Origin of the sequence: Pseudomonas sp. FJ2-5-13 (assembly GCF_029201605.1) — a bacterium.
GTDB classification, from domain to species: Bacteria; Pseudomonadota; Gammaproteobacteria; order Pseudomonadales; family Pseudomonadaceae; genus Aquipseudomonas; species Aquipseudomonas lactis.
Genome location: NZ_CP104045.1, coordinates 2,246,997 through 2,260,739 on the forward strand (window position 1 = coordinate 2,246,997; position 13,743 = coordinate 2,260,739).

General features: G+C 59.5%; 12 protein-coding genes. 4 read left to right on the plus strand and 8 right to left on the minus strand.

The features are described 5' to 3' along the window. Positions 1 to 254: 254 nt before the first annotated feature. A complete protein-coding gene (locus N2A98_RS10120) occupies positions 255 to 1,529 on the minus strand; it encodes a glycoside hydrolase family 68 protein (protein WP_069558959.1) in 1,275 nt (424 codons plus the stop codon). 288 nt (positions 1,530 to 1,817) lie between these two features. On the opposite strand from N2A98_RS10120, the gene N2A98_RS10125 reads away from it, so the two are divergent. Together N2A98_RS10125 and N2A98_RS10130 are read left to right on the plus strand one after the other, a co-directional pair. Beyond that, positions 1,818 to 2,039 (plus strand): PLD nuclease N-terminal domain-containing protein, encoded by a 222-nt coding sequence (locus N2A98_RS10125; protein WP_003190416.1) that lies wholly within the window; start codon positions 1,818 to 1,820, stop codon positions 2,037 to 2,039. Between the two features lie 14 nt (positions 2,040 to 2,053). After that, a complete protein-coding gene (locus N2A98_RS10130) occupies positions 2,054 to 2,569 on the plus strand; it encodes a hypothetical protein (RefSeq protein WP_275623346.1) in 516 nt (171 codons plus the stop codon). 15 nt (positions 2,570 to 2,584) lie between these two features. Here N2A98_RS10130 and N2A98_RS10135 read toward each other — a convergent pair whose 3' ends face one another. Further along, a complete protein-coding gene (locus N2A98_RS10135) occupies positions 2,585 to 6,730 on the minus strand; it encodes a CheR family methyltransferase (RefSeq protein WP_275623347.1) in 4,146 nt (1,381 codons plus the stop codon). A gap of 308 nt (positions 6,731 to 7,038) precedes the next feature. Here N2A98_RS10135 and N2A98_RS10140 point away from each other — a divergent pair, with 308 nt between their 5' ends. Then, positions 7,039 to 7,896 carry an SDR family oxidoreductase gene (locus N2A98_RS10140; protein ID WP_275623348.1) on the plus strand — a complete coding sequence of 286 codons (858 nt, stop codon included), beginning with the start codon at positions 7,039 to 7,041 and terminating at the stop codon, positions 7,894 to 7,896. Positions 7,897 to 8,600: 704 nt separating this feature from the next. Here N2A98_RS10140 and N2A98_RS10145 read toward each other — a convergent pair. The 6 genes from N2A98_RS10145 to N2A98_RS10170 form a co-directional block, all read right to left on the minus strand. Then, complete coding sequence (locus N2A98_RS10145) at positions 8,601 to 8,840, minus strand: hypothetical protein (protein ID WP_032892362.1); 240 nt, start codon at positions 8,838 to 8,840, stop codon at positions 8,601 to 8,603. Beyond that, complete coding sequence (locus N2A98_RS10150) at positions 8,837 to 9,094, minus strand: DUF6555 family protein (protein ID WP_003190423.1); 258 nt, start codon at positions 9,092 to 9,094, stop codon at positions 8,837 to 8,839. Before N2A98_RS10150 ends, N2A98_RS10145 begins: the two co-directional genes overlap by 4 nt. A gap of 102 nt (positions 9,095 to 9,196) precedes the next feature. Continuing rightward, positions 9,197 to 9,478 carry a hypothetical protein gene (locus N2A98_RS10155; protein WP_078802888.1) on the minus strand — a complete coding sequence of 94 codons (282 nt, stop codon included), beginning with the start codon at positions 9,476 to 9,478 and terminating at the stop codon, positions 9,197 to 9,199. A gap of 40 nt (positions 9,479 to 9,518) precedes the next feature. After that, on the minus strand, positions 9,519 to 10,808 hold the full coding sequence (locus tag N2A98_RS10160) for an SDR family oxidoreductase (RefSeq protein WP_275623600.1): 1,290 nt from the start codon (positions 10,806 to 10,808) through the stop codon (positions 9,519 to 9,521). 80 nt (positions 10,809 to 10,888) lie between these two features. Further along, positions 10,889 to 11,653, minus strand: a complete 765-nt coding sequence (locus tag N2A98_RS10165; protein WP_078802889.1) for an OBAP family protein — start codon at positions 11,651 to 11,653, stop codon at positions 10,889 to 10,891. A 1,051-nt stretch (positions 11,654 to 12,704) separates the two neighbouring features. Beyond that, entirely contained in the window at positions 12,705 to 13,112 is a 408-nt protein-coding gene (locus tag N2A98_RS10170; protein ID WP_275623349.1) for a low affinity iron permease family protein, read from the minus strand. A gap of 123 nt (positions 13,113 to 13,235) precedes the next feature. Here N2A98_RS10170 and N2A98_RS10175 point away from each other — a divergent pair, with 123 nt between their 5' ends. Then, the gene (locus tag N2A98_RS10175; protein WP_275623350.1) at positions 13,236 to 13,736 is read left to right on the plus strand and encodes a CinA family protein; all 501 of its coding nucleotides are present in this window, start codon (positions 13,236 to 13,238) and stop codon (positions 13,734 to 13,736) included. Positions 13,737 to 13,743 lie beyond the last annotated feature (7 nt).

Genomic DNA, 13,743 nt, shown 5'->3' on the forward strand with positions numbered 1-13,743 from the left:
GGGCGGCTAACCCGGCGTCCTGCCGGGTTACCCACGAATTCAAGCCTGCGTTCGGCCAGCGTGGTTTAACGGGGCGCCTGAGATCAAGATCACAAGCAGATCAAGATCAAGAGCGACTCGCTTCGCATCGTGGTTACCGGTGGTTGTGGGGAACTGCACAGTGGGGTGAGTGCCTATGTGCATTCGCTCGACTGTCAGGCCGCCACAGGTGCGGGTTTGCCATGTATTCAAACCCGCTGCCTCATAGCCTCCGTTTACTTGAGCGTGACGTCGAGCATCGGCGGGATGTAGCCGTAGTCATACTCGGCGACCACGAACGTTTGCTGCCCTTTGATCTTGATGCCCACCGTCGGTGCTTCGGTGCCACCGATACGGATCTGCGTACCGGTGTCGTCGGTCGGTACGCTGTCGATGAAGGAGGTCACCAGGCCGTTGGGCATGACGCAGTGCGAGTAGGTCTGGAATGGTTGGGAGGACGGGTTGCCCAGTACCAGGCCGGAGCCGTTCAAGGGTACATACGGGCCGAACAGCGAGTCGGCGACGAAGCCGTACACGCCGTCCGGGCCGGTCACGCCGTCGGCGTAGGTGAAGGTGTGGCTGATGGTGAACAGGTAGTACTTGCCGTCCTGGAACACGAAGTGCGGGCGTTCGGTCTGGTCGTTGACACCGACCGCGGTCAGCAGCGGTGGCAGCATTTCCCAGTCGTCGCCGTCTTCGTCACGGGCCACGGCGATCCCGACGCAGGCGGTCTGGAAGCGTGAGTTGCCGACGTCTTCATAGCCTGGCGGCACGTCGCCGATTTCGGCTTTACCGACCCTGTGCGAGCCGCGTTCGCCGGCCACGTTGCCTTCGAACAGCATGTACAGCTTGCCGTCTTTCGGGTCGCGGAATGGCCATGGATCGCGAAAGCCCCAGAAGGCGTTTTGCGCTTCGGTCTGGTACATCTTGCCGTCCGCCTCGAACAGCGGCTTGACCTTCTCAAAGCCCACCAGGCTGACGCCATGCTCGGTGGTCACCACGCGGCCACGCACCTTGACGATGGTCGCGCCGGGCGTGACGGCGGTGTAGTACAGGTCTACTTCGCCTTGCTCGTTCAACAGGATCGGCGTGCCGGCCCATTCGCGCACGGTGGGCGAAACCCCTTCAGCCATCACTCGGCCGCCGAGCTTCCAGTCTTTGCCGGTGCGGGAGAACCAGTAGTACATCTTTGCCCGGCCATGGCGATCGTTCCAGTCGCGGATGACGTCGTAGTTGCCATTCTGATCGAGGTATTGCGGGTCGTTCGGGTGGCGATCCGCGGTGAGGGTGAAGATCACCGACCAGCCGTCGACGGAGGTGATGTTGCCGTCGATATCACGCAGCGGCATGGTGTCCCAGATAAACACCTCGTCACTCAATACCGGGAAGTTCGCACTGACCAGTGGCTGGGTGGTGGTGGGGTCGTCTGCGTGCACTTTGAGCGCATCGGCGCGGGTCCACAGGCTGGGTTGATGGGGTGTTTTGCCAAATTTTCCAGTGGTGCTTTTCATAGTAAGCCTCGTCCATGAAGGGAATCAAAATACTGTATTTATATACAGTTATTTGACTTTAGAAGACTCGATTCCCGAGGTCAAGACAAAAAATGCATTTATGCATTATTTAGCTTTTTCTTTGAGCTGAGACGTTTCAGCTTGTCTTATTCACAGATGTTTGTTCATTAACAGATCAGCGAAATTGCCTGCATGATGGCGACAAAGCAGGTTCCAGGCAGAGAACCTAAAAATAATGAACCCTGCCCACACCCGCGCACCAAAAGTTACATAACCTGGAGGTGCATCATGCAAACCACTTACTTCTGGATAGGCCTGGCAGTGATCCTCGTACTGCTCGACGCGTGGATCATCAACAGCATCTGGCGCAGCGATAATGCCTCGGCCAGCAAGGCAGGCTGGAGCGCGGTAGTCGTGGTGCTGCCGTTTCTGGGCGCTGCGATATGGGCGATTGCCGGCCCACGGGGTGTCACCAAGGGGCCGTCTTCTCCCGAGCACAGCAAGGGTTGAGTCCGGGTCCCGCTATGAACAACCCCGACCCTGACGACTTACACAGCCGCAATTATCCGGTGCAGGAGAACATGGCCTTGCAGCGCAAGGTCTGGCGCTTTGAGCGGGTGGGTTGGTACGCGCTGCTGGCGCTGATCAGCTTGAGCTTGGCAGGCTTGTTTTCCAGCGGGCCGCTGAGCAGCCGCGAGGTGCGCAGTGCCGATGGGCAGTTGCGCGTGGAGTACCAGCGTTTTTTACGCAATGGAGCCTCTGATGGGCTGGTGATTCATGTGCAAGGTAAGGCGCAAGAACCCCTGGAGGTCGAGTTGAGCGGTGAGCTGCTGCGCGGTTTCAATATCGAGATGCTGCAGCCTCAGCCGCTCAAGGCCAGGGCGGCCGGGGAGGGCGTGAGCGTCTGGATGCTGAGTGACAGCGCCGGCCAGGCCGTGTTGTACCTGACCTTGCGCAGCGACACGGTGGGCAGCGTGGCTACCCAGGTGTCGCGACCAACGGGGGCGTCCGTACGCTTTTCTCAGTTCATTTACCCTTGAACGTCTGCCCGCCCCCTAGCGGCGTGAGCGGCACAGCTTTTCGATCAAGGAGATCAACGAGTCATGGCCCACGGGTTTGCTGACATGCGCATTAAAGCCCGATTCAGTCGCCTTTTTCTGGTCATTGCCAGCGCCGTAGCCGGTTAAGGCGATGGCGGAAGCCTGTCGAAGGTGGCTTATTTTGCGCAGCTTCTGCATCAGCTCATGGCCATTCATTTTAGGCATCCCGATGTCCGAAATAATCACGTCGTACTGGGCATCCCGGGCTGTTTCAAGTGCGCTTAACGGGTCGCTGAAGGCGCTCACTTGGGCGCCTTCCATTTCCAGCAGCATATTCAGTACTTCAAGCACTTCGGCTGAATCGTCGACCAGTAACACCTTGAGGCCATTGAGGCGCTGATCTTCGTGCTGGGTAGCGCCGCTATCCAGCAGATGATCCTGCTGTTCGCACAGCGGCAACCAGATCGAAAAGGTGCAACCGAAGCCCAACCCTCGCGAATGCACGCTCACCGAACCGCCGTGGGCCTCCACCAACTGCCGCACCAACGACAAGCCAATCCCCAGGCCTTCGCGCTGGTGGGTCTGGTGCTGGTTTTCCGCTTGCCCGAACAGGTCGAAGATTTTTTCCAGGCTGTCTGCGGCCAGGCCTGCGCCGCTGTCGATGACGTCCAGTTGCGCGCGCCCGTCCGAGCGGCTGACCACCAACTGCACCTGGCCGTCCTCGGGGGTGAATTTCAGGGCGTTGTTGACCAGGTTCCAGATCACTTGCTCGATGCGCGTGGGGTCTACGTCAACGATCAAAGGGCCCGGCACCGAAGGGGTTTGAAGGCTGACCTGGCGACGATGACCGTCGGCAAGCACCACGCTGTGAATGTCCTTGAGGGTACGAATCAGGTCGATCGGTTGCTTTTTCAGCTTCAGCTTGCCCGTGCGAACCCGGGCGACATCCAGTAGGTCGTCAATAATCCGCGCCTGGCTGGACACTGCTTCGCAGATGGTATTGACCGCCTTGATGGCCGGGCCCGCAACCTTGGTGGCGGGCAGGCGCCGCAACAGTTCGGCGTTCAGCTGGATCAGGTTCAACGGATGCTTGAGTTCGTGGGACATCACCGCGAAGAACTCATCCTTGAGATGGCTGTTGGTCTGGGTTTCCTTCAAACGCTGATTCTGTTCGTCCTGGGTGCGTTTGTGGCCGGTAAGGTCGCGGGCAATCTTGACGTAGCCGCGCAAGCTGTCGCTCTTGAGCTGCGTCACCTCGCCACTGCAATAGAAACGGCTGCCGTCCTTGCGCACATGCCAGCGTTCATCTTCGCCCCGCCCATGTTCGCGGGCGGTGCGCAGTTCGCTCTCCGGCACGCCAGCGGAGCGGTCTTCCGGGGAGAAAATCAGGTCGTAGTAAGCGCCCAGCACCTCGTCCTTGGTGTAGCCGAAGATCAGTTCGGCACCGGTGTTCCAGTCGGTGATGGCGCCGTGGTCATCGAGGATGATGATGGCAAAGTCATGGGTGCTCTCGGCGACCAGGCGCATGCGCTCTTCACCCAGGCGCAGTTCCTCTTCGGCCTGGCGCCGCTTGGTGATATCAATGAAGGTCAGCACGGTGCCGTCAATGTGATCTTCGCTGGAGCGGTAAGGCAGCAACCGCGCAATGTACCAGCGGTCGTCGTTGCTGCTGATTTCCCGCTCGATCATGCTCAGGGACTCAAACACGGTGGCGGCGTCTTCGCTCATTTGCGGGTAATTGAGGCGGTGGGTGATGTCCAGCAACGAGCGGCCGGTGTCTACCGGCAACATACTGAAAATATCCGTGGCCCGTGGCGTGAACCAACGGATGCGCATGTTGCGGTCGACGAAGACCGTGGCGATGTCGGTGGACGCGATCAGGTTGGTCAGGTAGTCGTTGACCTTGTCCGTCTCTTCCACCTTGGTCTTGAGCTCGAAATTGACGGTCAGCAATTCTTCGTTGATCGACTGCAACTCTTCCTTGCTGGTTTCCAGCTCCTCGGTGGCAGAGCGCAGTTCTTCGTTGACGGCCTGCATTTCTTCGTTGGAGGCCTTGAGTTCCTCGCTGGAGACTTCCGCCTGTTCGATGGTGTCCTGCAGGTGCAACTTGGTGCGTTGCAGCTCGCGCTCCAGGTTGCTCATGATCGCGTTTTCGGCCTGGCTGACGGCGTCGATGTCGGGCAGCAACGGGTCGACGGCGGTTTCCTGGAAGATCACCAGCACGTAGTCGTTTTCGGTCGCTTCATCGCGGTAGGGGCGGGCGCTGATGTCCACCAGGAAGGGGCCTTGCTCGCGTTGGATGCGGATCTTGCGCGAAGACACCGGGTTATTCGATTGCTGGACCTGGAACAGCGTGGTGCGAATATCCAGGCGCAAATCGGGGTGCACCAGCGTCAGCAGGTTGTGCGTCACCTCGCCGGCCACGTAGCGCAGGAATCGCCCGGCGCCTTCGCTCATGTGCAGGATATCGGCCTGCATATTCACGATGACGCTGGGCGGCGCGGCTTTTTCCAGGGCGCGCAGGTGGATATCCGCGAACGAGACCTTGTTGGGCGCCTTGGTTTCAATCGTCAGCGTCGTGGTGCTGGGGCGCAGGTAGCCGCCACGTGGCATGGTCGGGGCGCGGCGTACGGCGGATGAGCCGGCACGCACCCTGAAAATGCGGTTGCGCTTGTCCACCGGTACGAACAGGTCCAGGCAGCCGTCGGCCGACTCCGAGGAACCGAGGAACAAGTAGCCACCGGGGCGCAACGCGAAGTGGAACATTTGCAGGATGTCGCGCTGCACTTCGCGGTCCAGGTAGATCAACAGGTTGCGGCACACGATCAGGTCGATCTGCGAGAACGGTGGGTCGGCCAACAGGCTGTGTTTGGCGAACAGCACCTTCTCGCGAATTTCCTTGCGCACCCGGTAGTGCTGATTCTTCTCCTTGGCAAAGTACTGGCGCAACCGTTGAGGCGGTACGTCGGTGATGATCGCTTCGGGGTACACACCATTGCGGCCATGGGTAATGGCCCGCTCATCAATATCGGTGGCAAACACCTGCATCTTTGCGCCGCTGGCATCCAGCGCCAGTTGCTCGGCCACCAGCATCGCCAGGCTGTAGGCCTCCTCGCCGGTTGAGCAACCCGCCGACCAGATACGCACCTCCTCACGGTGCGGCACGCTGTCTTCCAGTGACTTCACCAGGTTGGGGATCACATCCCGCTCAAGCGCTTCGAAGGCCTCGCGGTCGCGGAAGAAGTTGGTCACGCCAATCAGCATATCGCCCAGCAACGCTTTGGTTTCGTCTGGGTTGGCCTGGAGGAAGTTGTAATAGGTGGCCAGGTCGGGTTGAGCGGTGACTTGCAAGCGCCGCTCGATACGCCGTAACACCGTGGCGCGTTTGTAATGCTTGAAGTCATGCCCGGTACTGGCGCGCAGCTGGATCAAAATATCCAGCAACAGCTGCTCGGCCACGGCGGCATCGCGTTCGGAGCTGGGTGGGGTGGTCTTGATCTCCGGGTCGTTGGCGGTGGGCAGGACAATCGACTGGGCATTGCGCCACAGTTCCAGCAGCTTCTGCGGCATTTCCACCACAGGCAACACCAGGTCGACCATCTGCGTTTCGATGGCCGCCAGCGGCATGCCGTCGTACTCGGCGTCTTCCGGCGCTTGCACCAGCGTGATGCCGCCTTGCTCTTTGATCCGTGACAGCCCCACCGCACCATCTGAGCCGGTACCGGACAGGATCAGGCAAAACGCGCGTTCTTTATGGGTGTCTGCCAGGTCGCGAAAAAACAGGTCGATAGCAATGTGCGATCCACCATCGCGCACGGCAGGCGAGACCGCGAGGTAGCCATCGTTCATCTTCAACAACTGCGCCGGTGAGATGACGTACACGTGGTTCTTTTCGATGGGCGTGGCGTCATTGACCTGCGACACCGGCATGCGGTTCGTTTCCTGAATGATCTTGCCCGCCACACTTTGATGGTCGGGCGAAAGATGCAGGATCACCACGAAGGCCATGCCGCAGTCTTTGGGCATGTGCTCAAAAAACGCTTTCACGGCTTGCAACCCGCCCGCTGACGCACCGATACCCACCACCGGGAAACTCAGGTTACTGGGGGTCAGATCTTTGCGTTGCGGTACGTTGGGGGACCGCGGGGGGGCAGACTTCATAAATACCAACCTTGGTTAACGGCGCACAGGAAGACGGGGTGTAGAGGGAAGAACTTGAACAACGAGGGCGAGGGCTGAACCGACGATGAAATATAGCTGAAAACCTGCTGCCAACAAAAATGCCTTGAGGCCACCCGGTCATTCGACGGACCACTACGACCCGGTTGAGACGCGTAACCGTCGGAAGGTTTAATTAAACTGACGAATGGCCAACGTCGGTGCACGGTTATCCGATTTTCTGAAAAACCGTCTGAACTTCGCTTCCTGGCGAACCCTCGCAAAGAGAAACCAACCCAGGAGACGTTCGGATGAACAGCTACCCAAAACCACCGTTTCAACCCCAGCAACAGTCCGTACCCGGTGAGCAGCGCAAGATGGACCCGATGCCCGATTGCGGTGAGCAGTCGTACCAAGGCTCGGGCCGGCTCGCGAATAAAATCGCCTTGATCACCGGCGCCGACAGCGGCATCGGGCGGGCCGTGGCCATTGCCTTCGCACGTGAAGGCGCAGACGTGGCGGTGTCGTATCTGGATGAACATGAAGACGCCAAGGAAACCGCACGCTGGGTCGAGGCGGCGGGCCGTCAATGCCTGTTACTGCCCGGCGACCTGGGCAATGCGGATCACTGCACGGCAATCGTCAACGACACCGTGGAGAAGTTCGGCCGCATCGATGTGCTGGTCAACAACGCAGCGTTCCAGATGACCTATCAATCGCTGGAAGACATCCCCGACGAGGACTGGGTGAAAACCTTTAACGTCAACATCACCGCGATGTTCCGCATCTGCAAGGCCGCGCTGCCGCACATGGGCGAGGGCAGTTCGATCATCAATACCAGCTCGGTCAACTCCGACATGCCCAACCCTAGCCTGTTGCCCTATGCGGCCACCAAAGGCGCGATTGCCAACTTCACCGCCGGCCTGGCGCAGATGCTCGGCGAGCGCGGGATTCGCGTCAACAGCGTGGCACCGGGGCCCATCTGGACACCGTTGATCGTCTCGACGATGACGCCGGACATGGTGAAAAACTTTGGCGGCAACACCCCACTGGGACGCCCCGGCCAGCCGGTGGAAGTGGCGCCGATCTATGTGCTGCTGGCGTCGGATGAAGGCAGCTATATCTCCGGCGAACGCTACGGTGTGACGGGTGGTAAGCCGATACTTTGATCAGTGAGGAAGGAGGGGGATATGAGCGAAGCCTCGAAGCACCACGAACCGAACCATTCTGAGCGCAAGGTGCGCCCGCCGGCAGCGAAGCGAAACGATAAATCCCAGGCTCCCGCAGGCGGACAACACGGGAATGAGCAAGGCGGTGTCGCCCCTGGAGGGCCATCGAAAGATCCCGAGTCAGGGGCGTGAACGCGAGGGGTATTCGCCGGGCCTGACATCCTGAGCGGCTGTCAGGCCGCTATCGCAGCATAGGTATCGACACAATTTTTTAGCTTGTAGCAGCACCCAACGGTAACCACGATGCGAAGCGAGCCGCTCTTGCTCTTGATCTGCTCTTGATCTTAGGCGCCCCATCAAACCACGCTGGCCGGAATTCGACAGGGATTTGGGGGGTAAACCGGCAGGGATGCCGGTTTAGCCGCCCCGCGCCATGGATGGCGCGTGGCGGCGGCCCCCCAAATCACTGGCGGATTACGGGCACACCGAGCCTAAGCGAGGTGCCGAGTGGTGGGGCAAGAGCGCTTTGGTTACTTTCGCGCTTTTCGAAAGTGACCCGCCGTCAGGGCGGAACCCTAAGTAGCCGTTACCGCAGCAATGGATAAGCACACAATCCAACTGTGTTGACTGTTAGGCCGCCATCGCAGGCAAGCCAGCTCCCACATTTGGATCGTGGAGTGTCAGGTCATGCGTGCCCACTGACGTTATTTTCGCTTGGAACGATGAATCCGCATCCACTCCCGATAAGCCACCGTACGCTGCGCATCCGCACGTTTCTTCGCCTCGGTAAAGCGCGCCCACGTCTGCGCATCGCCGCTGTAGGACTCGATAATCTCGTATGCCAAGGCATCCAATCGATCCGCTTCAAAAAACATCTCGGCGTTTCGCGCGACCTCATCGTCCCGCCTGTTTGTCGTTGTGTAACCAAGAGTCTGGCTGTTCATCCTCTGAGGCCCTCCGCCCATTGAATCTGTGCCGCGCCACTCCAGCGCACCTGGGTAATGCCGTATTTCTCCGCCATCGGTTTGGACACACGCTTGAAGGTGTGTTGCCCAAATTTGGGGATCACCGCCACACCAGCGTCACAACTGGCCCAATGCCAAGCCTCGGCATTGTCCATGCGCGGCGCGCGCACGATGAAAGACTTGGGCTCGCCGTGCAGTTGGTACTCGATAGTGAATAGGTCGTTGTGTTTCATGAGGCCTCCTTGATACTCATGAAGTACAGATATTTGACGTCAAAAATAATTCAAATAAGTTGTCCGACAATTCGATGACTGGGGGCAGGGCGTGGATGAGGCCTAGTCATCTACCGTAAAGGTGACCCATCCAGGCCCATCTGCCGGGCGTTTGAGCTCGGCGATAACCCCGCTGACAGAGGAACCGTCAGGCAAATTCACGGTAATAAAGTTGGGATTGCCGGGCCAATCCAATGGCGTGTCAAAGTCCAAGCGCGCGATGGTCGGTTTACCGCTGCTGGTCATTTGGATGCTTTTTGATTCGTTAAGGCGTTCATCTGAGGGTGTTCCAAGATGGCGCGAGGCAGTGATGACACTAGCAGTACCTTTGTAATCGTAAGACATGCTGGGTTACCTCATGTAAAGGGGGCAGTCGCCCCCGTGTTCATTTGTGACGAGCCGAATATTTGCGCGCAACGACAACACCGCCCACTAGCAGCGCTGCGCCTATTGCAACCATCCCATAAGGCGTACGGCGGGTTTGCCGCCAGCCGCCTTCGACACGACGTTCGCCACTTGCCGGGGTGTAGAGATTGCCTGCCGACGTCGCGGTGCGCTGGCTGCGCTCGAGGCCGAGGCGGGTGAGCCAGCCGGATAACCGGGCAAAGCCAGGCAGCAAAAAATGCGCGACGCGGGCCACGGTGGCAGCGCTGCCTACCGTGGTGCTGTCCCTGGGTTGCAGGGCACAGGCCACCATCGCTTGCGCGACTTTATGTGGGTCATACACCGGTGGCGGTGGCGTCAACTCGTGGCCGGTAAAATTGCCGCCATCGCGAAAGCCCGGTGTGTCCATCACGGCGGGGTAGATGTCGCACACATGAATATCCGGGTAATCAGTCAGCTCGCCACGCAGGGCTTCAGTCAGGCCGCGCAGGCCGTATTTACTGGCCGAGTAGGCGACGGCATAGGGCTGGGCTACCCAACTGCCCAGCGACAAGGTGTTGATCAGAATGCCGCGGTGCTGGGCTTTGAAATAGGGCCACACCACGTGGGCGCCGCGCAGGTACCCGAGCAGGTCGGTTTGCAGCACTTGTTCGTGGGCTTCCAGGGGCGTGTTCTCGAAACTGCCGACCGCGCCAACACCAGCGTTATTGATCCAGATATCGATGCGGCCATTGCCGAAGGCCGCTGCCTGTTCGGCCAATGCGCGCATCTGGTCGCCCTGGGTCACATCGGTTTTAACGGCGACGGCCTCGGCGCCGCGCGCAGCGCATTCCTCGACCACCTCTTCCAGGGCTTTTTCATCCCGGGCCGCCAATACCAAGCGGGTACTTTGCTCGGCAAAGGCGTGAGCCGCCGCGCGGCCAATGCCACTGGAGGCGCCGGTGATCACCACGGTTTTGCCGTGCAGTTTCCCTTTGGCCTGCACGACGCCAGGCGAATCCTCGGGCACGTGGACGGGCACCGGGTGCAGTTGCAGATGGGTACCGTCAGTCAGTATCAGGGTCAGGTTTTCGATAGTGCCGGCGACACGGTCGGGAAACACCGGTTCGCCTGTGGCGTCGAGCTCATCATAGATAAACGTCTGGCCCTCAAGCCATCCGACTGCCGTCATCAGTTCAGGGCCCAGGTAGTACTTTCCGTCTAGGAAAAACCCGCTGAAGTTCGGGGTGCGCTCCAGGTTTTCCACGGCGTATCGCTCGCCAGGCCTCATTCCGGTTGCGGTATCAATCATCATGACATCCTCCTTTGGCTGGTCTTGGGTAGAGAAGGGCCCGCAAATGATCGTTCAATCCAAATGACTGAATGGCGGCGTCAGTGCCGGTGGGCCTTTTGGGTTGGGTCGGCGATCTGGATAACCGTGCCCTGGCGCCACGCGTCTGCACCGGGTGCGATGGGCGGCGCGGGGATATCGGCGCGAGACTTTTTCTTTTCGGTACTGTCGATGCCCAGGCGTTTATCTCGCTCGGCGACCATACGCGGGTCGGCCTGGCCGTCAGCGGTGAACCCCATCATCAATTGCGGGACGCCCAAGGGCAGGCGTTTATCCAGATCGGTATGCCAGGTGTGCCAGGTCTTGCCGTAGGTGTGCACCAGCTTCTCCATCAGTGCATGCTCCGCCACCTCGGGGATTCCCGGAGCCACCAGTTGCCCTGACTTCACTTCATGCACATGGCTATGCCACAGCGCCTGTTCAGGCGCGGGCAGCGTGTTGAATTGCGCCTCGCTGATGATGTACTCCACGCCCATCAACTTGGCATCCTTGCGGTTGCCGTCGTAGATCACGCACTGGATGACCTCCTCGTTGAGGATTGCACAGTAGTGATGGGCTTCCATTTGTACATCGGGATGGCCGTTGTAGAAGTGAAAGCCGTCCAGGTAAGCGTTCAGTGCGTCAATCGGTGGGCGAGATTGAAGCAGGGCGGCGCCGGCTTCCAGTGTTCGGGTCGAGGGTGTTGTGGGTTTTCCGGGGGCCTCGACATTCGAGGGTGAGTTGTTGCCAGCGCAGGCGCTGAGCAGGGCCAGTGTCACTGCGGCGGATAGGGATTTTGTCACTCGGTGGGTTGGGGTGTCAGTCATGGTCGGCTGCCTCCTGTTGCCGGTGTGGTCACGTTCGAGGATCTGCGTCAGGGTTGATCCTGTTCTCGTTGGAAAGATGAGCGTACGGGGCGTTCAAAATGCTTTGAGTTGAACACTCACGCATGTGGGAGCTGGCTTGCCTGCGATGACGGCCTCACAGCCGGCCCCTATCTATCTGACGCCCCGCGATCAATCTGTGGGAGCTGGCTTGCCTGCGATGACGGCCTCCCAGCCGGCCCCTATCTACCTGATGCCCCGCGATCAAACTGTGTGCTGGCTTGCCTGCGATGACGGCCTCCCAGCCGGCCCCTATCTACCTGATGCCCCGCGATCAAACTGTGTGCTGGCTTGCCTGCGATGACGGCCTCCCAGCCGGCCCCTATCTATCTGATGCCCCGCGATCAAACTGTGGGAGCTGGCTTGCCTGCGATGACGGCCTCCCAGCCGGCCCCTATCTACCTGATGCCCCACGATCAAACTGTGGGAGCTGGCTTGCCTGCGATGACGGCCTCCCAGCCGGCCCCTATCTATCTGATGCCCCGCGATCAAACTGTGGGAGCTGGCTTGCCTGCGATGACGGCCTCCCAGCCGGCCCCTATCTACCTGATGCCCCACGATCAAATTGTGGGAGCGGGCTTGCTCGCGAAGGCGGCCTGGCAGGCCACACAGTTGGATTGGGTACATATCCGTTTCTGCGGCAACGGCCACTTAGGGTTCCGCCCTGACGGCGGCTCACTTTTGAGAAGCGCAAAAGTAAGCAAAACGCTCTTGCCCCACCACTCGGCACCTCGCCTAGGCTCGGTGTGCCCGAACACAGGCTTGAATCCGTGGGCCGCCGCCACGCGCCATCCATGGCGCGGGGCGGCTAACCCGGCGTCCTGCCGGGTTACCCACGAATTCAAGCCTGCGTTCGGCCAGCGTGGTTTAACGGGGCGCCTGAGATCAAGATCACAAGCAGATCAAGATCAAGAGCGGCTCGCTTCGCATCGTGGTTACCGTTGATCGCTACAGCGTTGTGCCAGGGGGCAAGGCACGCAGCCCCGCGTAGAGCTCAGATTGGGCCGCTAGAAGAACCGGAAGAATCTGCCTCCCGCTCGTTGTCATCAACCGCGTTAGGCTGCCCCAACTTGCTGTATTGTTCGCGCAATTTCTGCAGCTCTCGCGACCCGAGCTTATCCAAGCTTAACGCCGCATTGTGGGCTTCTTTGGTGGCACGAATCAGCTCGTCCAGTTTCAGATGAAGAATATCGTTGTCGCGATTCTGGGTATTCTGGATCAGGAACACCATCAGGAAGGTGATGATGGTGGTGGAGGTGTTGATGATTAACTGCCAGGTGTCGTTGTATTGAAAATAAGGCCCGGTGAGCGCCCAAACAGCAATCAAGCTGACGGCCGTCAGAAAGGTTTTTGAGCTGCCCGCCTGGTTGGAGAGTTTTTGGCAGAATTTCGCGAACTTCATGGTGCTGTCTCCTGGGGGATGTTCCTCTGTAGACCCCAGCAGATTTTCGAAATTCTTTTTTACAAATCGATTTTTTTTGACAAAAATCAATCAGCAACACCCCTCTGCACAGGAGCGTTCAGCATGTCGGTCGCTGCTTCTATCGTTGAATACCTCAAGCACCATCAGTTGGTCATCACGACGGCGGAGTCGTGTACCGCAGGTAAGATCGTCACCTTGCTTTCGCAGGTCGACGGCAGCGGTTCGTGGATCGAAAGCGGGTACGTGGTGTATTCGCCAGAAGCGAAACAGCGGCTGTTAAACGTACGCCCTTACACCATCGAAACGTTCAACCTCACCAGTTGTGAGGTCGCCCAGGAAATGGCTCACGGCGCGCTGCGCGACAGCCCCGCCGATGTGGCGGTCGCCACCACTGGCCTGCTGGGGCCGGATGGGATGGACGGCATTCCCCCAGGCACTGTCTGTTTTGCCTGGGCTTATCGAAACGGCGGGGCTCTGAGTGTGTTCAGTCGCAAGGAACGCTTTATGGGCTCTCGTGAGCAGGTGCAGTTGGCCGCGTCTCTTCACGCGTTGAAATGGCTGCCGCATTTTCACCAGCGGGCGTTGGCGGGTGAACGCGCCTAATGCTGCC